This window comes from Variovorax sp. VaC1, from assembly GCF_043658315.1.
Classification (GTDB): domain Bacteria; phylum Pseudomonadota; class Gammaproteobacteria; order Burkholderiales; family Burkholderiaceae_C; genus Variovorax.
The window spans coordinates 125,166-151,421 of record NZ_JBIGLT010000008.1 but is presented as its reverse complement, the minus strand read 5'-3'; the positions used below and the strand labels follow the sequence as shown (position 1 = coordinate 151,421).

The 26,256-nt window shown below is 67.8% G+C and carries 23 protein-coding genes and 1 riboswitch; of the genes, 7 read left to right on the top strand and 16 right to left on the bottom strand.

Annotation, left to right across the window (positions count from 1 at the left end):
* Positions 1-48: 48 nt before the first annotated feature.
* Both ACGLHS_RS28615 and ACGLHS_RS28610 read right to left on the bottom strand, forming a co-directional pair.
* The gene (locus tag ACGLHS_RS28615; RefSeq protein ID WP_093245684.1) at positions 49-2,286 is read right to left on the bottom strand and encodes an NADP-dependent isocitrate dehydrogenase; all 2,238 of its coding nucleotides are present in this window, start codon (positions 2,284-2,286) and stop codon (positions 49-51) included.
* Positions 2,287-2,421: 135 nt separating this feature from the next.
* Positions 2,422-3,069 carry an ATP-binding cassette domain-containing protein gene (locus tag ACGLHS_RS28610; protein WP_394485222.1) on the bottom strand — a complete coding sequence of 216 codons (648 nt, stop codon included), beginning with the start codon at positions 3,067-3,069 and terminating at the stop codon, positions 2,422-2,424.
* Between the two features lie 48 nt (positions 3,070-3,117).
* On the opposite strand from ACGLHS_RS28610, the gene ACGLHS_RS28605 reads away from it, so the two are divergent.
* From ACGLHS_RS28605 to ACGLHS_RS28575, 7 genes are all read left to right on the top strand, one after another.
* Positions 3,118-3,924, top strand: a complete 807-nt coding sequence (locus ACGLHS_RS28605) for a hypothetical protein (protein ID WP_394485220.1) — start codon at positions 3,118-3,120, stop codon at positions 3,922-3,924.
* 150 nt (positions 3,925-4,074) lie between these two features.
* Positions 4,075-4,198, top strand: a riboswitch (glycine riboswitch).
* Between the two features lie 192 nt (positions 4,199-4,390).
* Positions 4,391-5,956 carry an ABC transporter substrate-binding protein gene (locus ACGLHS_RS28600; RefSeq protein WP_394485219.1) on the top strand — a complete coding sequence of 522 codons (1,566 nt, stop codon included), beginning with the start codon at positions 4,391-4,393 and terminating at the stop codon, positions 5,954-5,956.
* Between the two features lie 25 nt (positions 5,957-5,981).
* Positions 5,982-6,923, top strand: a complete 942-nt coding sequence (locus ACGLHS_RS28595; RefSeq protein WP_394485218.1) for an ABC transporter permease — start codon at positions 5,982-5,984, stop codon at positions 6,921-6,923.
* A 20-nt stretch (positions 6,924-6,943) separates the two neighbouring features.
* Entirely contained in the window at positions 6,944-7,891 is a 948-nt protein-coding gene (locus ACGLHS_RS28590; protein WP_394485217.1) for an ABC transporter permease, read from the top strand.
* A gap of 3 nt (positions 7,892-7,894) precedes the next feature.
* Complete coding sequence (locus ACGLHS_RS28585; protein ID WP_394485216.1) at positions 7,895-9,514, top strand: dipeptide ABC transporter ATP-binding protein; 1,620 nt, start codon at positions 7,895-7,897, stop codon at positions 9,512-9,514.
* Between the two features lie 36 nt (positions 9,515-9,550).
* Complete coding sequence (locus ACGLHS_RS28580; protein ID WP_394485215.1) at positions 9,551-11,053, top strand: M81 family metallopeptidase; 1,503 nt, start codon at positions 9,551-9,553, stop codon at positions 11,051-11,053.
* 40 nt (positions 11,054-11,093) lie between these two features.
* A complete protein-coding gene (locus ACGLHS_RS28575; RefSeq protein ID WP_394485214.1) occupies positions 11,094-12,278 on the top strand; it encodes a M20 aminoacylase family protein in 1,185 nt (394 codons plus the stop codon).
* A 19-nt stretch (positions 12,279-12,297) separates the two neighbouring features.
* On the opposite strand, the gene ACGLHS_RS28570 is transcribed toward ACGLHS_RS28575, so the two are convergent.
* From ACGLHS_RS28570 to ACGLHS_RS28505, 14 genes are all read right to left on the bottom strand, one after another.
* Complete coding sequence (locus ACGLHS_RS28570) at positions 12,298-13,587, bottom strand: CynX/NimT family MFS transporter (RefSeq protein ID WP_394485408.1); 1,290 nt, start codon at positions 13,585-13,587, stop codon at positions 12,298-12,300.
* Between the two features lie 32 nt (positions 13,588-13,619).
* A complete protein-coding gene (locus ACGLHS_RS28565; protein ID WP_093245661.1) occupies positions 13,620-14,300 on the bottom strand; it encodes a FadR/GntR family transcriptional regulator in 681 nt (226 codons plus the stop codon).
* Between the two features lie 9 nt (positions 14,301-14,309).
* A complete protein-coding gene (locus tag ACGLHS_RS28560) occupies positions 14,310-14,474 on the bottom strand; it encodes a hypothetical protein (RefSeq protein WP_394485213.1) in 165 nt (54 codons plus the stop codon).
* Between the two features lie 117 nt (positions 14,475-14,591).
* Positions 14,592-16,076 (bottom strand): TPM domain-containing protein, encoded by a 1,485-nt coding sequence (locus tag ACGLHS_RS28555; RefSeq protein ID WP_394485212.1) that lies wholly within the window; start codon positions 16,074-16,076, stop codon positions 14,592-14,594.
* A 47-nt stretch (positions 16,077-16,123) separates the two neighbouring features.
* Entirely contained in the window at positions 16,124-18,391 is a 2,268-nt protein-coding gene (gene pbpC / locus ACGLHS_RS28550; protein WP_394485407.1) for a penicillin-binding protein 1C, read from the bottom strand.
* 203 nt (positions 18,392-18,594) lie between these two features.
* A complete protein-coding gene (locus ACGLHS_RS28545; RefSeq protein WP_394485211.1) occupies positions 18,595-19,221 on the bottom strand; it encodes a LysE family translocator in 627 nt (208 codons plus the stop codon).
* 55 nt (positions 19,222-19,276) lie between these two features.
* Positions 19,277-19,678, bottom strand: coding sequence for a GFA family protein (locus ACGLHS_RS28540; RefSeq protein WP_093246152.1), 402 nt, complete (start codon positions 19,676-19,678; stop codon positions 19,277-19,279).
* An 84-nt stretch (positions 19,679-19,762) separates the two neighbouring features.
* Entirely contained in the window at positions 19,763-20,044 is a 282-nt protein-coding gene (locus ACGLHS_RS28535; RefSeq protein WP_394485210.1) for a DUF2277 domain-containing protein, read from the bottom strand.
* A gap of 58 nt (positions 20,045-20,102) precedes the next feature.
* A complete protein-coding gene (locus tag ACGLHS_RS28530) occupies positions 20,103-21,629 on the bottom strand; it encodes a phage tail sheath family protein (protein ID WP_394485209.1) in 1,527 nt (508 codons plus the stop codon).
* Positions 21,630-21,649: 20 nt separating this feature from the next.
* Positions 21,650-22,144 (bottom strand): GNAT family N-acetyltransferase, encoded by a 495-nt coding sequence (locus ACGLHS_RS28525; RefSeq protein WP_394485208.1) that lies wholly within the window; start codon positions 22,142-22,144, stop codon positions 21,650-21,652.
* Complete coding sequence (locus ACGLHS_RS28520) at positions 22,141-22,743, bottom strand: GNAT family N-acetyltransferase (RefSeq protein WP_394485207.1); 603 nt, start codon at positions 22,741-22,743, stop codon at positions 22,141-22,143. Before ACGLHS_RS28520 ends, ACGLHS_RS28525 begins: the two co-directional genes overlap by 4 nt.
* 89 nt (positions 22,744-22,832) lie before the next feature.
* Positions 22,833-24,179 (bottom strand): amidase, encoded by a 1,347-nt coding sequence (locus tag ACGLHS_RS28515; protein ID WP_394485206.1) that lies wholly within the window; start codon positions 24,177-24,179, stop codon positions 22,833-22,835.
* A complete protein-coding gene (locus tag ACGLHS_RS28510) occupies positions 24,179-24,892 on the bottom strand; it encodes a DUF2848 domain-containing protein (protein WP_394485204.1) in 714 nt (237 codons plus the stop codon). Before ACGLHS_RS28510 ends, ACGLHS_RS28515 begins: the two co-directional genes overlap by 1 nt.
* Positions 24,893-24,899: 7 nt before the next feature.
* Positions 24,900-26,216, bottom strand: a complete 1,317-nt coding sequence (locus tag ACGLHS_RS28505) for an MFS transporter (protein ID WP_394485203.1) — start codon at positions 26,214-26,216, stop codon at positions 24,900-24,902.
* Between the last annotated feature and the right edge of the window lie 40 nt (positions 26,217-26,256).

Below are 26,256 nucleotides of genomic sequence, written 5' to 3'. Positions count from 1 at the left end.
GCCTTTCCCTTTCATGAGACGGCGGGGCTGCCTGCGCAGCCCCTTGCATCAACCCTGCGCCGAAGCCAGCGCGGCGTTCAGCGTCGCGCTCGGGCGCATCACCGCCTCGAACTTCTTCGGGTCAGCCAGGTAGTAGCCACCGATGTCCACCGGCTTGCCCTGCACGGCCGCGAGTTCGTCGACGATCTTCTGCTCGTTGCTGGCCAGCGTCTCGGCCAGCTTCTTGAACTTGGCTTGCAGTTCCTTGTCGTCGGTCTGCGCGGCCAGTTCCTGGGCCCAGTACATGGCCAGGTAGAACTGGCTGCCGCGGTTGTCGAGCTGGCCGGTCTTGGGCGACGGGTTCTTGTTGTTGTCGAGCAGCTTGCCGGTGGCGGTGTCCAGCGTCTTCGCCAGGATGGTCGCCTGCTTGTTGTTCGTCTTCAGGCCCAGGTCTTCCAGGCTAACGGCCAGCGCGAGGAATTCGCCCAGCGAGTCCCAGCGCAGGTGGTTTTCTTCCACCAGCTGCTGCACGTGCTTGGGGGCCGAGCCGCCCGCGCCGGTCTCGTACAGGCCACCGCCGGCCATCAGCGGCACGATCGACAGCATCTTGGCCGAGGTGCCCAGTTCCATGATCGGGAACAGGTCGGTCAGGTAGTCGCGCAGGATGTTGCCGGTGGCGCTGATGGTGTCCAGGCCGCGCACGACGCGCTCCAGCGTGTAGCGCATGGCGCGCACCTGGCTCATGATCTGGATGTCCAGGCCCGAGGTGTCGTGCTCGTGCAGGTACATCTTGACCTTGGTGATCAGCTGCGCTTCGTGCGGGCGGTAGGCGTCGAGCCAGAACACCACCGGCATGCCGGAGTTGCGCGCGCGCGTGACGGCCAGCTTGACCCAGTCGCGGATCGCGGCGTCCTTGACCTGGCACATGCGCCAGATGTCGCCTTGCTCCACGTCTTCGCTCATCAGCACTTCGCCGGTGTCCAGGTCGGTGATGTTGGCAACGCCGTCTTCGGGGATCTCGAAGGTCTTGTCGTGCGAGCCGTACTCTTCGGCCTTCTGGGCCATCAGGCCGACGTTGGGCACGGTGCCCATGGTCTTGGGGTCGAAGGCGCCGTGCCACTTGCAGAAGTTGATGATCTCCTGGTAGATGCGGGCGAAGGTCGATTCGGGCATCACGGCCTTCACGTCCTTCAGGCGGCCGTCGGCGCCCCACATCTTGCCGCCGTTGCGGATCATGGCGGGCATCGAAGCGTCCACGATCACGTCGTTGGGCGAATGGAAGTTGGTGATGCCCTTGGCCGAGTCGACCATCGCCAGCTCGGGGCGATGCTCGTGGCAGGCGTGCAGGTCGCGCTTGATCTCGTCCTGCGTGCTTTGCGGCAGCGTGGCGATCTTGTTGTACAGATCGACCATGCCGTTGTTGACGTTGATGCCCAGCTCGTCGAACAGCTTGCCGTGTTTCTCGAAGGCTTCCTTGTAGAAGATCTTCACGCAGTGGCCGAACACGATGGGGTGCGAGACCTTCATCATCGTGGCCTTCACGTGCAGCGAGAACATCACGCCGGTCTTGTGCGCGTCTTCGATCTCTTTCTCATAGAAGGCCAGCAGGGCCTTCTTGCTCATGAACATGGAGTCGATGACTTCGCGGTCCAGCAGCGCGACCTTGGGCTTGAGCACGATGGTCTTGCCGCTCTTGGTCAGCAGTTCCATCTTGACGTTGCGCGCGCGGTCCAGCGTCATGGACTTTTCGCCGTGATAGAAGTCGCCGCCGTGCATGTGCGAGACGTGCGAGCGCGAGGCCTGGCTCCAGTCGGCCATGCTGTGCGGGTTCTTGCGGGCGTATTCCTTGACGGCCTTGGGCGCGCGGCGGTCGGAGTTGCCTTCGCGCAGCACGGGGTTCACGGCGCTGCCGGTGCACTTGTTGTAGCGCGCACGGATGTCCTTGTCTTCGTCCGAGGTCGGGTTCTCGGGATAGTCGGGAATCTTGTAGCCCTTGCCCTGCAGTTCCTTGATGGCCGACTTGAGCTGGGCCACCGAGGCGCTGATGTTGGGCAGCTTGATGATGTTGGCTTCGGGCTTGAGCGTGAGCTTGCCCAGTTCGGCCAGGTTGTCGGGCACCTTCTGGCCGTCGCCGAGGAATTCAGGGAACTCGCCCAGGATGCGGGCTGCCACCGAGATGTCGCTGGTGGTCACGTCGATGCCGGCCGGGCTGGTGAACGCGCGGATGATGGGCAAAAACGCGTAGGTCGCCAGCAGGGGCGCCTCGTCGGTCAGGGTGTAGACGATGGTGGGTTGCTTCGTGCTCATGCGCTTGCTTCCGTAATGCAGTGTTGTCGGGTGGCAGGGAGTTCAGGCGGGATCTGGCCGCCGGAACCGCCGATTGTCGCCGGGCGCGCGGGCGGGGCGGCATTTCGCGGCCGGATCACCCCGCGGCGGCCTGTGTCAATGCAGCGGCAGGTCGATGGTGGCCGCGAGCGGGACGGTGTCGATCCGCGCGGCGCTGGCGACGATGACGGCCTGCGCCGACTGCCCGGCAAAGCCGGCGAGCGCGCCCCACAGGCAGCGGATCGAGGCGGCATCGAGCCCGGCGGTGGGCTCGTCCAGCAGGAGCAGCGGGCGCCCCGACGCCAGCCCGGCCGCCATCCAGACCTTGCGCTTCGAACCCGTCGAAAGCATGAACATCTTCTTGTCCAGGTGCTGGCCCAGGGCGAAGCCTTCGACCAGCGCCTGCCACTTTTCTTCGCTGAAATGCGGGTTGCCCTTGTTCAGGGTGGCCGTGCATTCCCGGGGCGTGACGTCGTTGAAGCGCTCCGTCGCCGGGTCGACGAAAAACACGTTCTGGCGATAGGCCTCGGGTGCGCTGTCCAGGCGCGCGCCGGCCGCCGTCAGACGGCCGGTGGCGGGCAGCGCCCCCGCGATCGCCTGGAGCAGCGCCGACTTGCCGGTGCCGGTGTCGCCATGCAGCAGCGTGACGCCGGGGCCGATGGCGGCGTTCCAGCCGGCGGCGAGTACGGGTTGACCCGGATATGCGAAGCCAAGGTCCTGGATCTGGAGAAGGGGGTGGGGAAGGGGAGAGGCGGTCGTGTTCACGCGCCGGTTTTACCCCATCGGGCGGCGGCGGCTGGCTACCATTCGCGCATGAAAAAACTCCTCACCCTCGGTGCCGGCGCATGGCTCGCCGCCATGGGGCTCGCGGGCGCCGCCGTGGCCGCGCCCTCGGCGCAGGTCTTCTTCGCGGTCAAGGCGCCGGAATCCGTCGATGTCGACTGGCGCGCCCACCTGTGCGCCTTGCTGCCCCAGCCCTGCGATGCCCAGGCCCTGAAGCTGCACCAGCCGCGCGACGGCAAGGCCGATGACTACCTGGTCATTTCAGAAAAGCCGTTGGCGATGGCGCGCGTGAAGCGCAACACCGCCGCCAACGCCTGGCAACTCGAACGCCTGCACGACTTCTCGGCATATGCCCTCTCGCTGCAGCAAGACCGCCAGAGCGGCGACCCCAAGGTGTCTCTCGCGCTTGCACCGGCGCTTTATCCGCTGGCCGAAGGCCGCTGGGCCGTGGCCGTGACGCAGAGCGAATCCGAGAGCTACTCGGGCGGGGGTGCGTCGTCCGTCACGGCCGATTTCGTGCCGCTCGACACGCCGGCCGGGCAGCCGGCCAAGGCCGTGCGTGAAGGCATTCCGTTCTGGTGCTCGCGGATGATCCGTGCCTGCTTCACCGAGAAGGAATACAAGACCTCGAAGCACTGCCACGACGAAAGCAGGGGCAACCTGCGCATCGCCTACGGCGAGCCCGCCAAGGCCGGCGACCCCTACGTGTGGCGCTATACGTGGCTGCAAAGCGACTGGCCCGCGCACACCGGCCCCAGTGCCGACAAGCGCACGAGCGTCAACTTCACCGACAAGACGATCGAAAAGGCCGACTTCTGCGGCGGCGGGCTGAACTAGTTTTTTCCGGCGTGCCATCCGGCCCGGGTGGCCTGAGTGGCACGCAAACTGCTTGGAGAGATTGATCCAGGAGAAATGCCGGCTCGATGCTTCGAGTTAGTGCATTACCGAAGGCGATAGCCCAGAACGCTCAGGTCCCAAGACTGGATTTTTTCTAACGCTGGAGAGCGTTGCCCGGCGCCGTCAAGGCGCCGAGGGCAGCCGCCGAAGGGGCAAGCCATGCGCGATGCGCGTGCATGGTGAATCTCTCAGGCCAAAGGACAGCAGGGGCACGCCGCGCCAACGCGCGGCGTGTCCTTGTTCGCTTCCGGAGCCTGTGTCCATGACTTCCATCCGAGCGCCTCGCGCGTCCGCGCCAACGGCTTTGCCGTGGCGACAGCCTGCGCGTGGCCGAAGCCTTTTCACGGCCACACCTTCCTCTTTCTTTCAACCGGAGAACTGAACCATGCTGTCGAAGAAATCCCTGATGAAAACCGTCCTCGCAGGCGCGATGTTCGCGGCCGCTGCCGCGAGCAGCTTCGCGCAGGACGCGGGCAAGGTGCTGCGCCTGGTGCCGCAGTCCGATCTGAAGATCCTCGATCCGATCTGGACCACCGCCTTCGTCACGCGCAACCATGGCTACATGGTCTACGACACGCTCTTCGGCGTGGACGAACGGGGCAAGGTGCTGCCGCAGATGGTCGACAAGTACACGACCAGCGCCGACGGAAAAACATGGAACTTCACGCTGCGCAAGGGCCTGGCCTTCCATGACGGCAAGCCGGTCACCTCCGACGACGTGCTCGCCTCGCTCAAGCGATGGGGGCAGCGTGACGGCCTGGGCCAGAAGATGTTCGCCGCCATGGACAAGACCGAGGCGGTCGATGCCAACAGCTTCAGGTTCGTCTTCAAGGAGCCCTTCGGCATGGTGCTCGACGCACTGAGCAAGCCTTCGTCGAACCCGCCTTTCATCATGCCCGCGCGCGTGGCCGCCACGCCGGCCGACAAGCAGATCGACGACGCCACCGGCTCCGGCCCCTACATCTTCAAGAAGGATGAATACCGCCCCGGCGAAAAGATCGTCTACCTGAAGAACACCAAATACGTGCCACGTGCCGAAGCGCCTTCCGGCACGGCCGGCGGCAAGAACGTGTACGTCGACCGCATGGAATGGATCGTCCTGAAGGACGCGCAGACCCAGGCCAATGCGCTGGCCAACGGCGAGGTCGACATGATCGAGTGGGTGCCGTCCGAGCAATACACCGCGCTCAAGAACAACCCCGCCATCACGCTCGACAGCCCCGTGTCGAAAGGCTCGTTCGCGCTGCACCTGAACCACCTGATCCCGCCTTTCGACAACCCGAAGATCGCGCAGGCCGCCTTCATGGCCATCAACCAGGAGGCGCTGATGCGCGCCCAGCTGGTGCACAAGGAGCTGTACAACAGCTGCGCTTCCATCTACCCCTGCGGCTCGGCCTTCGCGTCCGACAAGACCGGCTACTTCACCGGCAAGCCGCAGTTCGAGAAAGCCAAGGCGCTGCTCAAGGAAGCAGGCTACGACGGCAAGCCCGTGGTGCTGATGTACCCGGCCGATTTCGCGGTGCTCAACAAGTTTCCGCCGGTGATGGCGCAACTGCTCAAGCAGGCCGGCTTCAACGTCGACATGCAGTCGATGGACTGGCCCACGCTGGTCACGCGCCGCGCCAAGAAAGACCCGGTGGCCAATGGCGGCTGGAACCTGTTCATCACCGGCTGGGGCATTGCCGACAACATGAACCCGATGTTCTTCGCGCCGCTCACGGGCAATGGCGAAAAAGGCTGGTTCGGCTGGGCCACCGACGACAAACTGGAGCAGCTCAAGTCCGACTTTCTCGCCAGCAGCGAGGAACCCAAGCGCAAGGAACTGGCCACCGCCATCCAGCAGCGCGTGTACGACACCGGCATCTACGCGCCCATCGGCGAGTACAAGCCGCTCACGGCCTACCGCAAGGGCGTGGTGAGCGGCGTGGTGCGCTCGCCGGTGGCCGTGTTCTGGAACCTGAAGAAGAACTGAGACAGCTGGAATCAGGGAGTCACCCATGCTGCTCTTTCTTGCACGCCGCATTCTCTCGACCGTGCCGGTGCTCGTCATCGTCGCGCTCATCGTGTTCCTGATGCTGCGGCTCGCGCCCGGCGACCCGGCCGCCGCCATCGTGGGCGACAGCGGCACCAGCGAAAACATCGCCCGCGTGCGCGAGCAGCTGGGGCTCAACCAGTCGCTGCCCGTGCAGTTCCTTCACTGGAGTGCGCAACTGCTGCAGGGCAACCTGGGCGAGTCGTACTTCATGAAGAAGACGGTGGTGGAGCTGATCGGCCAGCGCATCGAGGCCACGGTGTCGCTCGCGGCCGTGACGCTGGTGGCGACCATCCTCATCGCGGTGCCGCTCGGCGTGATCGCCGCATGGCGCCACGGCGGGTGGCTCGATCGCATGCTCATGGGCTTCTCGGTCATGGGCTTTTCGATACCGGCCTTCGTGATCGGCTATGTGCTCATCTGGATCTTCGCGCTGCACCTGCAGTGGCTGCCGGTGCAGGGCTACCAGCGGCTGAGCCAGGGGCCCTGGCTGTGGATCAAGCACCTGATCCTGCCGTCGGTCACGCTGTCGATCATCTACGTGGCGCTGATCGCGCGTGTCACGCGCGCGGCCGTGGCCGAGGCGATGACCGAGGACTACATCCGCACCGCGCGCGCCAAGGGCATCTCCGAGACGCGGCTGCTGATGCGCCACGCGCTCGCCAACGCGGCCATTCCCATCGTCACGGTCATCGGCATCGGCATCGCGCTCCTGATCGGCGGCGTGGTGGTCACCGAAACGGTGTTCGCCATTCCGGGGCTCGGGCAGCTCACGGTCGATGCGGTGCTGTCGCGCGACTTTCCGCTGATCCAGGGCATCACGCTGTTCTTTTCCGTCATCTATGTGCTCATCAATCTGCTGATCGATGTGAGCTACCTGGTGTTCGACCCCCGCATCCGCTACTGAACGAAGTGAACGGAAACACCATGACCGATTCGACCCTTCCCCTGGCCGCAGCGCCAGACATCGCCGTCGAAGCGCTGGCACCGCCGAAGCGGCGCTCGCTGCTCAAACGCATCCTGGCCGACTGGTCGGTGCGCGCGGGCGGCAGCGTGTTGCTGCTGCTCGTGCTGATGTCGCTGGCCGCGCCGTGGCTCGGCACCATCGACCCGACCGCCATCGACCCCGGCAGCGGCAACCTCATGCCCGGCACGCGCGGCGAATTCAACAGCCTGGCCGGCGACACCTTCGAGCACCTGTTCGTGATGGGCACCGACAGCCTCGGGCGCGACATCTGGAGCCGCACGCTGTACGGCGCGCGCGTGTCGCTCACGGTGGGCATCGCGGTGGCCGCGCTCGCCGTGGTGTTCGGCATGCTCGTGGGCCTGCTGGGCGGCTACTTCCGGCGCATCGACGGCGCGATCATGCGGCTGATGGACGGCGTCATGGCCATCCCCGGCATCCTGTTCGCGATCAGCCTGGTGGCGCTGTTCGGCGGCACGCTGCTCACAGTGGTGGTGGCCATCGCGGTGCCCGAGATCCCGCGCGTGGCGCGGCTGGTGCGTTCGGTGGTGCTGACGGTGCGCGAAGAGCCGTATGTCGAGGCGGCGATTGCGCTCGACACGCCGACCTGGAAGATCCTTGCGCGGCACATCCTGCCGAATGCGATTGCGCCGCTGATCATCCAGGCGACTTACGTGTGCGCCTCGGCGATCCTGGTGGAGGCCATCCTGTCCTTCCTCGGCGTGGGCCTGCCGGCGGACATGGCGACCTGGGGAAACATCATGGCGGAGGGCCGCGCGCAGTTCAACCAGTACCCGCACAACGTGCTGTTCCCGGGCATCTTCCTGGCGCTCACGGTGCTGGCCGTGAACATCCTGGGCGACGGGCTGCGCGACACGCTCGACCCGAAGTTCAACAAGCGCGGAGGCTGAGCCATGACGCAACAAGCCTCCGTACTTTCCGTTCGCGACCTCGCCATCGCATTGCCGCGCGGCGGCGACCGGCCGCATGCGGTCGACAAGGTTTCCTTCGACGTGCCACCCGGCAAGATCGTCTGCCTGCTCGGCGAATCGGGCTCGGGCAAGTCGGTCATTGCCAATGCGGTGATGGGCCTGCTGCCTTCGGGCCTTGTGCCGGTGCGCGGTGCCATCGAATTGCAGGGCGAGAACCTGCTCGCCGCGCCGGCCTCGCGCCTGCGCCAGTTGCGCGGCCCGTCGATGGCCATGGTGTTCCAGGAGCCGATGACCGCGCTCAACCCCGTCATGACCTGCGGCGCGCAGATCGACGAGATGCTGGCGCAGCACGTGCGCATGGGCGCGGCCGAGCGGCGGCAGAAGATCCTGGCGATCATGGCGCGCGTGCGGCTGCCCGAGCCCGAGCGCATCTTCGCGTCGTACCCGCACCAGCTGTCGGGCGGGCAGCGCCAGCGCATCGTGATCGCGATGGCGCTGATCCTCAAGCCCGCGCTGCTGATCTGCGACGAGCCGACCACTGCGCTCGACGTGACGACGCAGGCCGAGATCCTCAAGCTCATCCTCGAGCTGCAGACCGAGAACGGCACGGCCGTGCTCTTCATCACGCACGACTTCGGCGTGGTGGCCGAGATCGCCGACGAGGTGGTGGTGCTGCAGCTGGGCGCCATGATCGAGAAGGGCGACAAGATGGCGGTGCTCACGGCGCCGCGCGAGCCCTACACGCGGATGCTGCTCGATGCGGTGCCCGAGCTGTGCGCGCACAAGCGCCCGCCGGTCGCGGACGCCTACCCGCTGCTCAACGCCGTGAACATCTGCAAGACCTACGTCACGGGCGCATGGCCCGGCAAGCGCCGTACGGTGACGGCGGCGCGCGACGTGTCGCTGGCGGTGCGGCCCGGCGAAACCGTGGGCATCGTGGGCGAATCGGGCTCGGGCAAGTCGACGGTGGCGCGCTGCATCGCGCGGCTGATCGACCCGACCTCGGGCGACATCTTTGCCGACGGCCGCTCGGTGGCGCATGCCAGGGGGCGCGCACTGTCGCCGTTTCGCCGCACGGTGCAGGTGATCTTCCAGGACCCGTACCGCTCGCTCAATCCGCGCCAGACCGTGGGCGCGTCGATCGTCGAAGGGCCGGTCAACTTCGGCATGCCGCACGACAAGGCCTGGGCGCGCGCCGAAGAACTGATGCGGCTGGTGCGGCTGTCGCCCGACGCGCTGCGCCGCTACCCGAGCGAGTTCTCGGGCGGGCAGCGCCAGCGCATCTCGATTGCGCGCGCACTGGCCTGCGATCCGCAGGTGCTGATCGCCGACGAGGCGGTGTCGGCGCTCGATGTGTCGGTGCAGGCGCAGATCCTGCGGCTGCTCGACGAGATCCAGCAGCGGCTGAAGATCGGCATTCTCTTCATCACCCACGACCTGCGCGTGGCCAGTCAGATCTGCGACAGCGTGATCGTGATGAGCCAGGGTGAAATCGTGGAGCGTGGCGAAGTGAAGGATGTGTTCTTCGCGCCGCAACACGCATACACGCGCAAACTGCTGGCTGCCGCGCCCGGTCGCGACTTCGCCTTTGCGCGCAGCTGAAATCCCTTCGTTCCCACGCCAATGAAAAAGGATTCCATGAAAGTCTTCATCGCCGGTTTCCAGCACGAGACCAACACCTTCGCGCCCAGCAAGGCCGACTGGGCCGCGTTCAACGCGGGCTCGAGCTTTCCGCCGTACCGGCGCGGCGCCGCCATCGTCGAAGCCTACGCGGGCAGGAACATTCCGGTCGGCGGCTTCATCGACGCGGCGCGCGAGAAGGGCTGGTCGCTGGTGCCCTCGGCCTGGGCCGGTGCCACGCCCTCGGCGCACGTGACCGAAGACGCGTTCGAGCGCATCTCTGCCGCCATCACCGAAGACCTGGCCGCCGCCCTGGCCGATGGCGGCATCGACGCGGTCTACCTCGACCTGCACGGCGCGGCCGTGACCGAGCACCTGGAAGACCCCGAGGGCGAGCTGATCGCCCGCATTCGCATGCTTGTCGGGCCTGACGTGCCCATCGTCGCGAGCCTGGACCTGCACGGCAACATCACCGCGCAGATGCTGGCCGAGGCCGATGCGCTGGCCACCTACCGCACCTACCCGCACGTCGACATGGCCGACACCGGCCGGCTCGCCGCGACGCTGCTGGAGCGCCGCGTGGCGCGCGCTTCACGCGAGCCGCTGCATGCGCGGCGGCTCAGTTTTTTGCTGCCGCTGAACGTGCAGTCGACCATGATCGAGCCGGCCGCGTCGGTGTACCGGCTGTTGAAGGAACTCGACGTGCAGCACGGCGCGGTGCTGAGCTTTGCCACCGGCTTTCCGGCCGCCGACATCGCCGAGTGCGGCCCGGTGGTGTGGGGCTATGGCGATGACGCCGGCGCGGCGGTGGCCACGCTGTACGAACGCATCGACCAGCCTCGCTCGCAATGGCGGCTCGACGTGCTCGCACCGCGCGTGGCCGTGGCACGGGCGTTGGAACTGGCGGAAGGCGCGAGCCGTCCGGTCGTCATTGCCGACACGCAGGACAACCCCGGCGCGGGTGCCGACAGCAACACCACCGGCATGCTGCATGCGCTGCTGGCCGAAGGCGCGGGCAAGCGTTTTCCGGGGAAGGTGGCGCTGGGGCTGATGTTCGACCCGGCCGCTGCAGCCGCTGCGCATGAAGCCGGCGTGGGCGCGCAGATCCGCGTCGCGCTCGGCACCTCGGTGCCCACCTGGGGCGGCCAGTTCAGCGATGCGCCGGTCGAAGGCCTGTTCACAGTGACCGCGCTCAGCGACGGGCAGGTGCAGGGCAAGGGGCCGATGTCGCGCGGCGGCGTGGTGTCGCTCGGCCCGAGCGCCTGCCTGGAGATCGACGGTGTGCGGATCGCCGTGGCCAGCGGCAAGAGCCAGATGCTCGACCGCGAGTACTTCCGCTACCTGGGCATCGAGCCCGAGGCGATGAAGCTGCTGGTCAACAAAAGCTCGGTGCACTTTCGCGCCGACTTCGCGCCCATTGCCAGCACCATCCTCGTGGCCAAGGCGCCGGGCCCGATGGCTGCCGACCCGGCCGATCTGCCCTGGACGCGGCTGCCGTCCACGATGGCGCTGCAACCCTGAGCCGCCGACGAATTCTTTCCTTCCAACCTTTGAGAAGACGATGCCGCAGAACGCACAGCACTACCTTGAGTACATGAGAAAGAACGCCGCCGAATTCGTCACGGTGCGCCAGCAGATCCACCAGAACCCTGAACTCGGTTTTGAAGAGTTCGGCACCAGCGACCTGGTGGCCGAGCGCCTCACGGCCTGGGGCTATGAAGTCGAGCGCGGGCTTGGCGTGACGGGGCTGGTCGGTCGCCTGAAGCGCGGCAGTGGAACGCGCGCCATCGGCATCCGTGCCGACATGGACGCGTTGCCCATCGAAGAGAAGACCGGCCTGGCCTACCGCAGCGGAAGGCCCGGCATCATGCACGCCTGCGGCCACGACGGCCACACGGCGATGCTGCTCGGCGCGGCCAAGTACCTTGCGCAGCACGGCGAGTTCTCGGGCACGCTCAACCTGATCTTCCAGCCGGCCGAAGAGGGCATGGGCGGCGCCGTGAAGATGATGGAAGACGGCCTGTTCGAGAAGTACCCCTGCGACGCGGTCTATGCCATGCACAACTCGCCGGGCCGGCGGCAGGGCGACCTTGTGTTCCGCGAGGGCGCGGCCATGGCCTCGTCGGACTACGCCAGCGTCACGCTCACCGGCGTGGGTGGCCACGGCGCCATGCCGCACCGCTCGGCCGACCCGATCGTCGCCGCATCGAGCATCGTGATGGCGCTGCAGACCATCGTTTCGCGCAACGCCGATCCGCAGGAGATGGCCATCGTCACCGTCGGCGCGATCCACGCCGGCAAGGCGAACAACGTGATTCCCGAGACCTGCGTGCTAGAGATCAGCGTGCGTTCGCTCAATCGCGAGATGCGCGAGCTGCTCGAAAAACGCCTGAAGGCCATCGTGAACGCGCAGGCTGAGAGCTTCGGCGTGAAGGCGCACATCGACTACCGCAAGGGCTATGCGGTGCTGGTGAACACGCCCGAAGAAACCGAGTTCGCGCGGCGCGTCGGCCGCGAGCTGGTGGGCACCGAGCATGTGGAGCCGCAGGGCCCCGCCGTGACGGGCAGCGAAGACTTCGCGTTCATGCTGGAAAAAAGGCCCGGCTGTTATCTCTTCATCGGCAACGGCGCGCCGGGCCAGCACGGCGGTTGCATGGTGCACAACCCCGGCTACGACTTCAACGACAGCAACCTGCCGATCGGCGCGGCCTACTGGGCGTTGCTCGCGGAAAGCTACCTGCAGTAGGCGCGCCGTGGCGAGGTGCTCAGTGCCTGGGCACCGTCACCGCGCCCACATGCCGCGTGCGCCCAGCGCCGAGGCCCGCGATCACCAGCGCGATGCCCAGCCCGACGAAGAGCCAGGCCGATGCGCGGAAGCTGCCCGTCCATCCGTGCAGCAACCCGGCCACCAGCGGGCCGAAGGCCGCCACCATGTAGCCCACGCCCTGCGCCATGCCCGACAGGTGCGCGGCGACATGCGAGTCGGGCGAGCGCAGCACGATCATCGTGAGCGCCAGCGCGAAGGTGCCGCCCTGCGCAATGCCGAGCATCACGGCCCAGAACCACACGCCGCCCAGCGGTGCGAACAGCATCGCCAGCATGGCCGTGACGGTGAGCAGGGCCAGTGCCACGCCAAGGCCGCGCTGGTTGCGCAGCTTCACGGCAAGCGCCGGCACCACGAGGCAGGTCACCACCTGCGTCATGACCGACAGCGACACTACGTAGCCAGCCGTCTCGCTGCCGAGCCCGCGCTCGCGCAGGATCGGCGCGAGCCAGCCCATCACGATGTAGGCCAGGGCCGATTGCAGTCCCATGAAGAGCGTGACCTGCCACGCCAGCTTGTCGCGCCAGAGCCCGCGCACGGTAAAGCCCGACTCGCTCGCCACCGGCTTGAGCGGCAGTGCCTGCGGCGCCCAGATCAGCGTGACCAGCGCGGCCGGCAGCGCCCACATCGCAAGCGCCATCGTCCAGCCGCCGCCCAGCGCGTGTTCGATCGGCACCGTCAGGCCCGCGGCGCTGGCGGCACCGCCGCACACGGCCATGGTGTACAGGCCCATCATCAGCGCCGCCTGCTTGGCGAAGTCGCGCTTGACCAGCCCTGACAACAGCACGTTCGACACCGCGATGCCGCTGCCCGCGATGGCCGAAGCCAGGAACAGCAGAGGGATGTTGCCGGTGCCGCGCAGCACCGTGCCCAGAAGAATCAGCACCATGCAGCCGAGCAGCGTGCGCTCGGTGCCGAAGCGGCGGCCCAGCCACGGCGCGAGCGGCGCGAACACGCCCAGGCAGACGATCGGCAACGTGGTCAGCAGGCTCGCGGCCGTGGCCGAGAGGCCCGTGGCCTTGATGATTTCGGGCAGCACCACCGACAGGCTGGCGAACACCGGCCGCAGGTTGAACGCGATCAGCACCACGCTCGCGCCGAGCAGGATGCGGCGGCCGGTGCTGGGTGCAGGCGTGGGGCGCGGCGCGGGCTGGCTGTCGACCTCGGCGTCGATCAGCAGTTCCTCGGTGGTTCCGGGTGACGTGGGGGGCGCAGGCTGGGTGCGCCGCATCGGGGTGGCGCCGGGCGTGAAGGCGGCCGAGCTCATGCCGTGCCCAGCGACAGCGCGTTGATCATCGGCGCCATGAAGGCGCGCACCGCGGCGGCGGCGATGTCGGGGTCGCGGCTGGCGATGCCTTCGACGATGGACCGGTGCGCTTCCTCGTCAGGCTCGGGCAGGCTGCTGCCCATCGTGCTGGCGATGGTTTCCTTGATGTAGCCGGTGATGAAGCGGCAGGTTTCGGCCAGCGCCAGGTTGCCCGAGACATCGACGATGGCCAGGTGAAAGGCCAGGTCGCGTTCGATGAAGCCCGCGCCGTTGTCGCTTGCATCGGGCACGCCGCGCTTGTCGAGCAGGGTGTTCAGGCGGCGCAGGTCTTTGGCAGTATGGCGCACGGCGGCCAGCCGGGCGGCCTCGACTTCGAGCGCGCGGCGCACCTCGAACTGGTCGCGCAGGCTCGCGCGCCGCATCTTCTGAAGGCTCGACGAAGGATCGAAACCCGAGCGCACATAGGTGCCCGAACCCTGGCGCACTTCGAGCAGGCCGCGCGACACCAGCGTCTTGACGGCTTCGCGCACTGTGCCGCGGCTCACGCCGAGCAGCTGCGCGAGCTGCGGCTCGATCGGAATGCGGCTGCCGACGGCCCAGCGGCCCGTGGAGATTTCAGTGCGAATGCTGTTGGCGGCGGTGTCCGCCAGAGAGGTGCGAGGCGCTTGGGCAAGCATCGGTTGAGCCTATTCATTCAATGATTGGACGAATTTTGACGCCAAAGCAAAGGCCGCGATGCGCGCGCGGTGGTTGTTCGCCTCTTCTTTTTCGATGATTCCCAACTCCCGTTCGCAGGATTTCACGAGCTTGCGCTGCAAATTCATCGGGAAACGGCGAGCTTTTCTCGCCATTCAGGAGGCCGGACGCTTCTTGCCAAATGTTACCAACCGGTGGAACGCGACATCGCAATGCATCTGCTTCGTCGTCGCGCAGGCTGGCAATGAAGCAGCCGGGCGATCAGCAGCGGGCTACCAACTGCCCGACGCACCCCCACCACTGCTGGAACCCCCACCACCCGACGACGATGACGAGCTGTCCGACGAGCTGCTGCTACTGCTGCTCGACGAACTGCTGCTGCTGCTCCACCCGCTGTCGCGGTCGTCATCGTCGTTGCCATGGCCTCGGCGTCCGCGCCGGCCATCGGTGGGGAAGAAACCGAACACCAGCCCGATGAAAGTCACCAGCGCCATGCCGATCCAGGTCTCGTCGGGTTCCGGGCCCGGTGCCAGCTTGACGAGCGCGAAGCCGATGACGCCGGTCACGAGCGCGAGCCGCACCATGAACCCAAGCACGCTGCGTTGCCAGTGGCGGCGCACGCCCACCACGACCACCGCGACGCCGATGCCGACGAAGCAGGTGACGAACAGGCCCGCGATCACCCACGGCAGCTTGTCGGCGCCCAGGTAGAACCCGAGGCCGATGAGTGCCGCGATTGCCAGCGCGATGCAGGCGAACACGTAGCGCGCCGTCCTGGACCGGCCCGCCAGGTAGCCCACGCCGTACATGAAGGTGACCGGCATGAAGAGAACGAGCACCATCGCGAAGTCCATCAGCGCCAGCGCCGCGGCAGCCGGGCCGGCCGCGAGCAGGCCCAGCACCAGCGGCCAGCGCCGTGGCTTGCGCGGCGGCGGTTCGGTCTTCAGGTCGGCCCACAGCGCGCCATCGCGCTGCGCTGCGTGTTCGGCCAGGCGCCGGCCCTTGCGGCCCCGCTTGCCCGTGCCGTACGACACCACGCGCGGCTCCGGAGGCGGGCGCGGCCGGGTTCCGTGCCACGCACCCACGCCGAGGGTCCAGAGCACCACGGCGAGCGAGGCCAGATTCATCCGCGACTGGCTGGTGTCCGTCGAGAACATGTCGATCAGATGGCGCAGCAGCGACGGCTTGCGTTCTTCCGGCGCGGGCGCTTCTTCGTCCACGGCACCCGCCTCCGGCTGCGGCGATACCAGCCTGAACAGCGACTGCACCGCGACCCGCACGCCACCGGCGATGTCGCCATCGCGAAAGCGCGGCTTCATCTCGTTGTCGATGATGCGTGCGGCCTGGATGTCGGTGATCTTGCCTTCCAGCCCTGTGCCCACCTCGATGCGCATGCGGCGGTCTTTCAGCGCGACCAGCAGCAGCACGCCGTCGTCTTCGTCCTTGCGGCCGAGCTTCCATTGCGCAAAGACGCGCGTGGCGAACTGCTCGATGGATTCTTCGCCCGTGGTCGGCACGATCAGCACCGCGAACTGCGCCTGCGTGGTCTGCTCGACCTCGGCGATGTCGTGGCGCAGCGCGCTGGCATCGTCCGCGTTCAGCGTCTTCGCAAGGTCGACCACGCGCGAGTTCATCGCGGGCACGGCAACGGGCTTGGCCTGCGCGGGGGCGCAGAGCACGCCCATCGCCATGGCCAACGCGACGAGCCAAAGCCAGGCCCCGGCCCAGATAGCCATCGGTCTTGCGCGAGATTCCATCGGGTTCGATCCTCCTGTGACGGGGCGGGGTGCGAAGCCCTTCGCCCTCATTTGCGTGCGCTCTTGGTCACCACGCCAGCGCCGCGCACTTCGAGCCTGCGCTGGTCGACCACCTTGCCGTTGGCATCCACCAGTTCGATCACGTGGCGTCCGGGCCAGGGCAGCCACTGCGCGCTGTTGCCGCGCGCGAAATGCTTGCCGTCGATGCGCCATTGCACGCCACGGCCTTCGGATTCGAAGCGCACGCGCTGGCGCAGCGGCGGGATGTCGGGGTCGAGCGCGATGATGGTGCCGTCGGCCGGCGCGGTGATGCGCGCCGAAGGGCCGTTTGTCGACGTGCCCACGCCGGTGTCGAGCGCGAACAGCGGCTGCTCGGTGCCCTGCAGGAACCATTCGGTGCGCGCCGCTTCGAGCGGGTTGCCATCGGTGCCGAGGCCGAACTCCACGCGTGCCTCGACCAGCCCGGCGGGCGGCACAGGGGCGCGGCTGGGCTCGCGCGTGTGCAGGAAGCGCATCACCTCGGCCCACACCGGTGCGGCGCCGCTGGTGCCGCTCACGTCCCACATCGACGCGCCGCTGGCGTTGCCGACCCACACGCCGACCGTGTAGCGCTGCGACCAGCCCACCGCCCAGTTGTCGCGCATGTCCTTGCTGGTGCCGGTCTTCACGGCCGTCCAGAAGCGGGTCGAGAGAATGCTGTCCAGGCCGAAGGTGCGCGTGCGCGCGTTCGGGTCGGAAAGGATGTCGCCGACGATGAAGGCCGCGCGCGGGTCGAGCAGTGGCGGCGTGGCCGCGGCCTTGGCCTTGTCGGCCGCCGGAACGGGTGGCCGCACGGTGAGCGTGGTGGTGCCGTAGCGACCGCCGTTGGCCAGCATGCGGTAGGCATTGGTGAGCGACAGCAGCGACACCTCGGCGCTGCCGAGTGCCAGGCTGTAGCCGTAGTAGTCGCCGCTCTCGCGCAACGGCAGGCCGGCGGCGCGCAGCTCGCGCGCGAAGGATTCGGGCGACACCATCACCAGCGTGCGCACGGCCGGCACGTTGAGCGAGGCAGCCAGCGCGGTGCGCGCCGACACCGGGCCCTTGAACTGGCGGTCGTAGTTCTGTGGAATGTAGAGGCCGTTCGCGGTGTTGATCTGCGCCGACGAGTCGTCGATCAGCGATGCGGCGGTGAGCCGCTTCTCGGCAATCGCCTGGCCATAGAGCAGCGGCTTGAGCGTGGAGCCGGGCTGGCGCAGCGCGGTCACGCCATCGACCTCGGCGGCCTGGCTCAGCGGGCCGGAAGAACCGACCCAGGCCAGCACTTCGCCGGTCGCGTTGTCGAGCACCACGAGCGCGCCGTCTTCGACATGGCGGCCACGCAGCTCGCGCAGATGGCGCTGCAGCGTGTCGAGCGCAAAGCGTTGCAGCGGTGCGCGCAAGGTGGTGCGCACGCTTGCCTCCTTGTCTTTCCCTTTCTGGGGAAGAGCCGGGGTGGGGGCTGCCCCCGCGTTCGCATCGCGAATCTCGCGCAACACGCGCCGCGCCGCATGCGGCGCAATGCCTTCATTGGCGTCGAAGGCGCGCCGCTGCACCGCCGCGCTGGTGAACATGTCGAGCGCTTCGCAATCGACCTTCTGGCCGGCGTCCATCACGCGCAGCACTTCGCAGGCGCGCTGCGCGACCACGGCCGGCTTGGCATTGGGCGCGCGCACCAGCGCGGCGGCCACGGCGGCCTCGCGTGCATCGAGTCCGCTCGGCGCCTTGCTGAAGAGCGTGCGCGAGAGCGCATCGATGCCCACGATCTCGCCGCGAAACGGCACGGTGTTCAGGTAGGCCTCGAGGATCTGGTCCTTGCGCCAGCTGCGCTCCAGCTGCGCGGCGGCCACCGTCTGGCCGATCTTCTGCGTGAAGCTGCGGCCGCCCGCGGCGCGGCGCAGGTCGTCGTCGAGCAGGCCCGACAGCTGCATCGTGATGGTCGATGCGCCGCGCGTGCGCGTGTTCCAGAGATTGCCCCAGGCGGCGGCCGACACGGCGCGCCAGTCGATGCCGCTGTGTTCGTAGAAGCGCTTGTCCTCGCTCAGCACCATGGCCGTGCGCAGCGCAGGCGACACGTCGGCCAGCGCGGTCCATTGGCCGCGCCGCACGGTGGGGTCGGTGCGCACGCGCTGCAGCAGCTCGCCGTTGCGGTCGAGCACGGCGGTGTCGGACGAACGGAAGTCGCGCTTGACCTCCTCGAAGCTGACCAGGGCCCAGGCCGGATGCGCGCAGGCCACCAGCAAGGCTGCGGTGGCAAGGGCCTTGCGGCGGAAGCTGAAAGACGTGGGCTGCTGCTGTATGAAGGGCACGGAAGATCTCGAGAGGCGACCTTCGGCATTCTCTGCGATGCGAAGCGCGCCCCGGCCTGCCTTGAGGAGGACGGGAAGTGCACCTACTCCAGCACGCGGTCGCGGCCTCCGTGGCGCCGCAAGAAAGAAGAACGGCCGCGAAGCATTGCGCTTCGCGGCCGTTCGTTCGGGGGCGTTTCAATCGCCCGCGTGCCTTACCCCGGCCGGCGCGCCATCAGCGCCCAGATGCCCGCCGCGCTCAGCAGCGAGCCGCCTGCAAGGTTGAAGCGCCGCTGCGCACGCGGCGAAGCAAGCAGCTTGCGCGCCGAGCCCGCGAACACCGCATAGAGCGTCGCATTGGTCGCGGCCAGCGCCACGAAGGTGACGGCGAGCACCCAGAGCTGGTGCGTCACGTTGGCCGCGGGGCTGATGAACTGCGGCAGGAAGGCCACGAAGAAAACGATGCCCTTGGGGTTCAGCGCCGTCACGAGGTAGGTGTTGGCGAACAGGCGCCAGCGCGAGGCGGGCGCGGCCGGCGCGGCGATCTCGGTGGACGTGATGCCGGCGCGCAGCAGCTTGATGCCCAGGTACAGCAGGTACAGCCCGCCCACCCACTTGACCACCGTGAACCAGAAGGCCGAGGTGGCGAGCAATGCGCCCAGCCCCAGCAGCGACACCACCAGCGCGGTCGAGTCGCCGAGCGCCACCGCGGCCACCAGCGGCACATTCGCGCGGCGGCCGTGCGACATGGAGTAGCTGATCACCGTGAGGATGGTCGGCCCCGGAATGACCAGCATGAGGGCCGAAGCGGCAACGAAGGCGAGCCAGAGTTCGATGGGCATGGTGAGTTTGTCTCCTGGGGGTGTTGTTGTGTCGATGAAAAGCGATGCTTCTTCGTCAGCTTCCGATGGCCGTGCGCGCGACGTGCCATGTGCCGCGATGCCCGTCCACGTAGCGGATCGGCGAGTTGGCGAGGTCGTCCAGTTCCACGTCGTCCAGGCAGGTCACGTTCACGCCGTAGGCGCTGGCGCCGGTCTCGGGCGAATGGCCCACGCCGAAGGAGCGCACGCGGCAGTGCCTGCAGACGATGTAGTGACTGTTGCGGGTGTCGAGCATCTGCTCGCTGAGTTCGGATTCGCCCTCGAGCAGGCGGAAGGCATCGGTCGCGACGATGGCCGGCCAGAAGCGCGTCTGCGTGCAGATGGCGCAGTTGCACCGCAGCGTGCCCAGGCTCAGGTCGATGTCGGCTTCGAATCGCACGGCGCCGCAATGGCAGCCGCCGGTGTAAGTCTTTTTCATGTGCTTGTTGGCTGCTCCCGAGTCGATTGGGCAGCTGGCAAACACCATATCAAATGCCGTGCCGGCGGGCTGCGGCGGGGTTTTTCATCCGTGGGGCGCGGTGCCGAAGCGGGCGGCCGACCGGGCCTTGGCGCGCTCGGCCTCGATCGCGCGGTCTTTGGGCTCGGCCGTCGTGACCATCGATTCGATCAGCCGCGCAGCGGTTGCGGCCACCTCGTCGACCGCGCGCCCGAAGGCCTCTTCGTTCGCTTTCGACGGCACGCTGAAGCCGCTGAGCTTGCGCACGAACTGTAGCGCGGCGGCGCGAATCTCCTGCTCGGTGGCGGGGGGCTCGAAGTTGTAGAGGGTCTTGATGCTGCGGCACATGGGCGCTCTCCAGTCGGCGGGTGGGGTGGGCGATCGCGCTGGGTCGAACAAACGAAGATCAGGATTTTTGCATCTGCTGCTGGAAACTGAGCTCGATGAACTCGGCCGGGCGGCTGAGCGCGACCAGCACAGTCACCCGCATGACGCCTTCGAGGATGTCGTCGGCCGTCATGGTTTCGCCCAGGCCGACGAAGACGTTGAACGCATCGGCCGGCGTGGCGCCGGCCAGGCCGCCGCGCTTCCAGATGCTGGTCAGGAAGTTGCTCGCCATGCTCTTGATGGTGATCCAGGTCGTGGCGACGTTGGGCGCGAACACATACGCCTTGGTCGCCAGGCTCAGCGATTCTTCGATCATGAGGACGGTGCGGCGCACGTTGATGTAGCGCCAGTCCAGGCTGTTGCCATCCAGCGTGCGCGCGCCCCACACCAGCACGCCTTCGCCGAGGAAGCTGCGGATCGCGTTGACCGACTTGCCGGTCGGGGGGGTGTTCAGGTCTTCCTGCACATCCTGCGTGATGGCGACCGCTGGCGACACCACCGAGTTGAGGCTGATGTTCGCCGGCGCTTTCCACACGCCGCGCGTGTTGTCGACCATGGTGTAGAGCCCGGCCATTGCAGCCGCCGGTGGCAACAGGTTCAGCTTGCGCTGGATGGCCTGCAGGATGCTGGCGTAGGTCGGGCTGACCGAGAGCAGAGCCTTGTGCAGATCGGCGTCCGACGGGCCGGTCTTCCCCTTCGGATCGCGCGTGGCATTGCCGATCTGCGCCAGGATGTCCTGCAGTGCCTTGGGTGCAGCGCTGCCACCGGCTTCGGCCAGCAGCAGTGCCTTGAGCTCGGCAACGTCGACGAAGCTGGCAAGGCCGAGGTCGGTGTCTTGCACGATCGAGGTGTTCAGCCACGGATAGTAGGCGGCCGAATAGTCGAGAAAGTCGGTGCCCAGGTCGTCACGGAAGGCCGCAACGCAATCGCCCTGCGGATCGGTGCGTTCGCGGTAGCCGTCGCTGACGTCGAGGATCGCGAGGCGGTTCTTCATCTGCGAGCCGCAATGCCGAAGGGCGTGCTGCTGCAGCGGGATGCAGTCCGCTTGCGGCAGTGCCATGGCATCCGGAACCACCACCAGGGTCGGCTCCCGCTCGGTGAGCAGCAGGTCGATGCCGTCTTGCAGCGGCTGCACCTGCACGCCCGCGTCGGTGTAGTTGCCGACCGAGACGACGTAGCACGCGCCGCCGCCGTTCTGGAAGAACAGCAGCATGCAGTGATGGAGGTAGTAGCGGAAGGTGTCGGGCTGGCCGCTCTTGCGCCGGAGCACATAGCCACTGCCCGCGCTTTTGAAGTCGCTCGGTGTGGTGGCATCGGCGTTCTTGACGAACTCGAACCTGTCTTCCGGCGGCCCGCCGTAGCAGCTGACGAACTCCTGCATCGACGTGATGCGCCAGGGCTTGCCGGCCAGCGAGCTGCCCTTGTTGTCGGCGATCTGGGTGTAGCCGATGAACGCTGGAACCGCGGTCGCGACTTCGACCACCGAGTTCGGAAACGCATTCTTCTCGTCGATATAGACACCGGGGGTTTTGTAGGCGCCAGCCATGCGTTTTCTTTCTTTGAAAGTTACCGAAGCAAGGCCATCGCGTGGGCATCGTGGTAGATGCCGTCGATCAGGCTGGCGCGGCGCACCATGCCTTCGTGTTCGAAGCCGAGCCGCTCGTACAGCGCCTTGGCGTTCAGGTTGTCCGTGCGCACGGACAGTTCGATGCGCGTCAGCCCGCGCGACCACGCCTTGTCGATGGCTGCCTGCAGGAGCCGGCCCCCGAGCCCCTGGCCGCGCGCTTCGGGCAAGAGGGCGATGCCCAGCACGCCGATGTGCGCGCGCGAATGTCCGAAGACCGGCGACACGTCGCACCAGCCGATCACCTTGTCGCCATCCACCGCCACGAAATGCGGAAAGCCGCTGCCGATCACGCTGCGGTAGAAGGCGATCGATTGCGCCAGCGGCGGGGCTTCGGTCAGGGCCAGGTACTTCTGCTCGCGCGCGACGATGTCGAGCGCGCGGTGCAGGCTTTCGAAATGCGATTCGGCCGTGGGCACGACGACGATGGCGTTCATGCCTCGGGCTCCTGCGATGCGCGAAGCCGCTCCTCCAGCCGCGCCTTCACCTGCGGCCACTCGTCGTCGATGATGCTGAAGCGCACCGAGTTGCGCTTGCGGCCGTCCGGCATGATCCGTTCGTTCCGCACGATGCCTTCCTGCTTCGCACCCAGCCGCAGGATGGCCGCGCGCGATTTCGCGTTGATCTCGTCGGTGGTGAGCTGAACGCGCACGCAGGCCATGTCTTCGAAGGCGTGCCGCAGCATCAGGTACTTGGCCTCGGTGTTGACGAAGGTCTTTTGCCACGAGGCCGCAATCCATGTGCTGCCGATTTCGAGCTTGCGGTTGTTGCGGTCGATCTTCCAGAAGCGCGTGGAGCCGATCACGCGGCCGGTGTCGCGGATCACGGTCGCGAACGGCATCACGGTGCCCACGGCGCGGCCGTCGAGGGCGGTGCGCAGGTAGGCATCGACCGTGGCGGCCGAGGGCACGACGGTGAAGGGCAGGTTCCAGAGCTCGCCGTCGGCGGCGGCATCGACAAGGGCGGGTGCGTCGGATGCGAGCAGCGGGCGAAGAAGAACCCGGGGGCCGGCAAGGGTGGGCTGTTGGCGCGACATGCGCCAGACGATAGCCGAATGCGAGGCCGCACCACCAGCGCGGTGGTGCGCATGGTGATGCGGCGCGGTCTCGCTCGATCCGGCCGCGCTCAGTCGAAGCGCAGTGCCGATTCCGCAGCCAGTGCCACGGCCGCCAGCCGCGCATCGTCACCGCGCACCGACGACAGCATCAGCCCCACCGGCAGTTCGCCCGGTGCATGGCACGGCAGGCTGAAGGCGCAGCCGTCGAGCAGGTTGATGGCGAAGGTGTTGCGCAGCAGCAGGCCGTTGGCCTTGAAGAAGGCCGCGTCTTCGGCCAGCGCCTCGATGGGCGGCGCGACGATGGGCACGGTCGGGCAGAGCAGCGCGTCGAAGCCTTCGAGCGCGTGTTCGACGCGGCCGATCCAGTCGCGCCGGCGGTCCTGCATGGCGATGTAGTCGGCGGCGCGCACTTCGGTGCCGAGCGCGATGCGCGCGGCCACGCGGGTGTCGAAGCCGTCGCGGCGCGCGGCGAAGCGTTCGCGGTGCACGGCCGCGGCCTCGATGGGCGAGAAGCCGCCGGGCGCGTTGACGGTCGCGATCTCGGCGAGTTCGGCGAGCGTGATGTCGACGATCTGCGCACCCGCTTTCGACAGCGCATGCACGGCGCGCTCGAAAGCGCGCGCCACTTCGGGCTCGATGGCATCGAACATCAGCGTCGCCGGCACCGCCAGGCGCAGGCCTTGCAGCGGACGCCTGCGCACGGCCAGCGGCGCATCGGCAATGGCCGCGTCCATGGTCAGGCAGTCTTCCACCGAGCGCGCCATCGCGCAGACGGTGTCGAGCGAGCGCGCCAGCTCGAAGGCGCCGGTGCGCGGCACGCGCGACTGCGTGCTCTTGAAACCCACGAGCCCGCACAGCGCGGCCGGAATGCGGATCGAGCCGCCCGTGTCCGACCCGAGGCCGGCCACCGCAAGGCCGAGCGCCACCGACACCGCCGCGCCCGACGACGAGCCGCCCGGAATGCGCGGTGTTTCCGCGTCGGCCGGGTTGCGCGGCGTGCCGTGGTGCGGGTTGATGCCCACGCCGGAGAACGCGAACTCGGTCATGTTGGTCTTGCCGACGATGGCCGCGCCCTGCGTGCGCAACCGCGACACGGCCACCGCATCGCGCACCGCCGGCGGCTCGCCTTCGCAGACGGCGGAACCGGCCATGGTGGTTTCGCCGGCGACGTCGTAGAGGTCCTTGATCGACACAGGCAGGCCGGCGAGCGGGCCGAGCTGCACGCCGGCCTTGTGCGCTGCATCGGCATGCCGGGCCGCGGCGCGCGCGGCGTCGGCGTACAGGCGCGTGAACACGTGCCGCGCGGCGGGCAGCGTGGCCGCTTCGAGCACCTGCTCGATCAGCGCTTCATGGGACAGCGTGCCTTGCGCGATGCGTTCGCGCACGGCGGCGATGGTGAGCTTGCCGTTCGCCATCACGCCACCACCGGCAGTGCTTCGACCGCATAGCGATGCACGATGCGCCGCTGCAGGCGCGCATCGTGCAGCTCGATCTCCATCTGCGCGGCAGGGCGGATGCCTTCGCCTTTCGCGTTGGGCAGCGCGCCCAGCGTGCCGCAGGTCATGAACAGGCCTTCGGGCGCCGCACCGGCGCCGGGCATGCCGTCGCGCAACGCGGCCAGAGGCCGGATCGATGCGAGCGTGCCGCGCTGGTAGTCGACCCAGCGGCCGTCCTCGAAGATGCGCGAGTGCAGCTCGATCTCGTCCTGGTGGGCCTGCAGGTCGCGCCAGCGCCATGCGACCTCGGCCACGGGCTTGGCGCACATCTGCTTGGAGACAGCGACCGAGTAGCTCTCGACATGGCGGTCGGTGTGGTCCGAGGCCACGCTCAGCCACCACTCGCCCTGCGAGAAGAAGAACACGGGCTCGGCCTCGCCGGAGCTCTGGTCGCCCAGCGCCTCGATGGCCGGCGACTGGGTCAGCAACTGGGCCGCGACGCGGTAGTACAGCGGCACGCTCGACGGGCGTGGCACGCCGAGCGCGGCCAGTTCCTCGATGTGGTGCTCGATGGCCGCGGTGTCGCGGCCGGTCCATCCCGCCACGACCAGCGCGGTGGGTTCGATGGAACGCAATTCAATGGACCGTGCGCCGTCGGCGCTCACGGTTTCGCAGGCAAAACGCAATGGCATGGCGGTCTCAGGCTTCCAGCGGTTTCTTGGCGGTTTCGCGCGCCACGAAGAGCGCGACCAGCGTGACGCCCAGGGCGGCCGCCACATACAGCGACACGGCCACCGTGCTGCCCCAGGACTTGAACAGGCTGGCGATGATGAGCGGCGCGAAGCCGCCGCCCAAAATGCCCGCCAGCGTGTAGGCCAGCGACGAGCCGGCATAGCGCACGCGGCCCGGGAACTGCTCGGTCACGAAGGCGGCCTGCGGGCCGTACATCATCGCGTGGATGATCAGGCCGACCACCACCGCCGCGCAGATGGCCACGGGGTGCGCGCTGTTCATCAGCACGAAGAACACGAAGGCCCAGACGATGCCCAGCAGGGCGCCCGCGATGTACACCGGCCGGCGGCCGATGCGGTCCGACAGGCTGCCGAACCACGGCACCGCGATCGCGTTGCAGGCCGCGCCGATCATCGTGGCGGTGAGCGCCAGTGGCCGCGACAGGTGCAGCACCGTCGTCACGTAGGTCAGCGTGAACACCACGACCAGCGCGTACAGCACGTCGGAGCCGATGCGCGAGCCGCCGGCCACCAGCAGGCGGCGCCAGTGCTGCGTGACGACTTCCTTGATGGGCGTCTTGGCGGTGGTCTTCTTTTCTTCCATCTCGCGGAAGACCGGCGTTTCGTCGACGCCGCGGCGCAGCCACAGGCCGAAGATCACCAGCGCCACGCTGGAGACGAACGGAATGCGCCAGCCCCAGCTCTGGAAATCTTCCGGGCTCAGCCAGGCCGACACGATGGCGATGAAGCCGGTGCCGATCAGCGTGCCGCACGACGGGCCGACCTGCGTGAACGAGGCGTTGCGGCCGCGCTCGTCGGGCTTGCCGTGTTCCATCGACAGCAGCACAGCGCCGGCCCATTCGCCGCCGAGCGCCACGCCCTGCACGAAGCGCAGCGCGACCAGCGCCACCGGCGCCCAGATGCCCCAGGTGGCATAGGTCGGCAGCAGGCCCATGAGGCCGGTGGACACACCCATGATGACCAGCGTGGCCACCAGCACGAAGCGCCGGCCGAGCCGGTCGCCCAGGTGGCCGAACACCACGCCGCCCAGCGGGCGCGAGATGTAGCCGACCGCGTAGGTCGAGAAGGCGAGGATGGTGCCCGTCAGCGGATCGAACGACGGGAAGAACACCGCGTTGAAGACCAGCGCGGCCATGATGTTGTAGACGGTGAAGTCGTACCACTCCAGCGTGGTGCCGATGGAGCTGGCCATGGCCAGCCGGCCCATCCTGGGCGGGGCGCTGGCGGGGACGGGCCCCGCGGCGGAAAGCACGTGTTCGGTCATGGAAGTACCTTGTTCGGTGAAGACATCGGGATCGATCGGG

Bases quoted from the DNA above. Each gene is read 5' to 3' on its own strand.
- ACGLHS_RS28545 (WP_394485211.1), bottom strand. From the start codon at position 19,221: ATGCCCATCGAACTCTGGCTCGCCTTCGTTGCCGCTTCGGCCCTCATG.
- ACGLHS_RS28615 (WP_093245684.1), bottom strand. From the start codon at position 2,286: ATGAGCACGAAGCAACCCACCATCGTCTACACCCTGACCGACGAGGCG.
- ACGLHS_RS28535 (WP_394485210.1), bottom strand. From the start codon at position 20,044: ATGTGCCGCAGCATCAAGACCCTCTACAACTTCGAGCCCCCCGCCACC.
- ACGLHS_RS28515 (WP_394485206.1), bottom strand. From the start codon at position 24,179: ATGGCGAACGGCAAGCTCACCATCGCCGCCGTGCGCGAACGCATCGCG.
- ACGLHS_RS28525 (WP_394485208.1), bottom strand. From the start codon at position 22,144: ATGAACGCCATCGTCGTCGTGCCCACGGCCGAATCGCATTTCGAAAGC.
- ACGLHS_RS28540 (WP_093246152.1), bottom strand. From the start codon at position 19,678: ATGAAAAAGACTTACACCGGCGGCTGCCATTGCGGCGCCGTGCGATTC.
- ACGLHS_RS28530 (WP_394485209.1), bottom strand. From the start codon at position 21,629: ATGGCTGGCGCCTACAAAACCCCCGGTGTCTATATCGACGAGAAGAAT.
- ACGLHS_RS28510 (WP_394485204.1), bottom strand. From the start codon at position 24,892: ATGCCATTGCGTTTTGCCTGCGAAACCGTGAGCGCCGACGGCGCACGG.
- ACGLHS_RS28560 (WP_394485213.1), bottom strand. From the start codon at position 14,474: ATGGCGAGAAAAGCTCGCCGTTTCCCGATGAATTTGCAGCGCAAGCTC.
- ACGLHS_RS28600 (WP_394485219.1), top strand. From the start codon at position 4,391: ATGAAAACCGTCCTCGCAGGCGCGATGTTCGCGGCCGCTGCCGCGAGC.
- ACGLHS_RS28590 (WP_394485217.1), top strand. From the start codon at position 6,944: ATGACCGATTCGACCCTTCCCCTGGCCGCAGCGCCAGACATCGCCGTC.
- ACGLHS_RS28520 (WP_394485207.1), bottom strand. From the start codon at position 22,743: ATGTCGCGCCAACAGCCCACCCTTGCCGGCCCCCGGGTTCTTCTTCGC.
- ACGLHS_RS28555 (WP_394485212.1), bottom strand. From the start codon at position 16,076: ATGGAATCTCGCGCAAGACCGATGGCTATCTGGGCCGGGGCCTGGCTT.
- ACGLHS_RS28570 (WP_394485408.1), bottom strand. From the start codon at position 13,587: ATGCGGCGCACCCAGCCTGCGCCCCCCACGTCACCCGGAACCACCGAG.
- ACGLHS_RS28575 (WP_394485214.1), top strand. From the start codon at position 11,094: ATGCCGCAGAACGCACAGCACTACCTTGAGTACATGAGAAAGAACGCC.
- ACGLHS_RS28505 (WP_394485203.1), bottom strand. From the start codon at position 26,216: ATGACCGAACACGTGCTTTCCGCCGCGGGGCCCGTCCCCGCCAGCGCC.
- ACGLHS_RS28605 (WP_394485220.1), top strand. From the start codon at position 3,118: ATGAAAAAACTCCTCACCCTCGGTGCCGGCGCATGGCTCGCCGCCATG.
- ACGLHS_RS28595 (WP_394485218.1), top strand. From the start codon at position 5,982: ATGCTGCTCTTTCTTGCACGCCGCATTCTCTCGACCGTGCCGGTGCTC.
- ACGLHS_RS28585 (WP_394485216.1), top strand. From the start codon at position 7,895: ATGACGCAACAAGCCTCCGTACTTTCCGTTCGCGACCTCGCCATCGCA.
- ACGLHS_RS28565 (WP_093245661.1), bottom strand. From the start codon at position 14,300: ATGCTTGCCCAAGCGCCTCGCACCTCTCTGGCGGACACCGCCGCCAAC.
- ACGLHS_RS28580 (WP_394485215.1), top strand. From the start codon at position 9,551: ATGAAAGTCTTCATCGCCGGTTTCCAGCACGAGACCAACACCTTCGCG.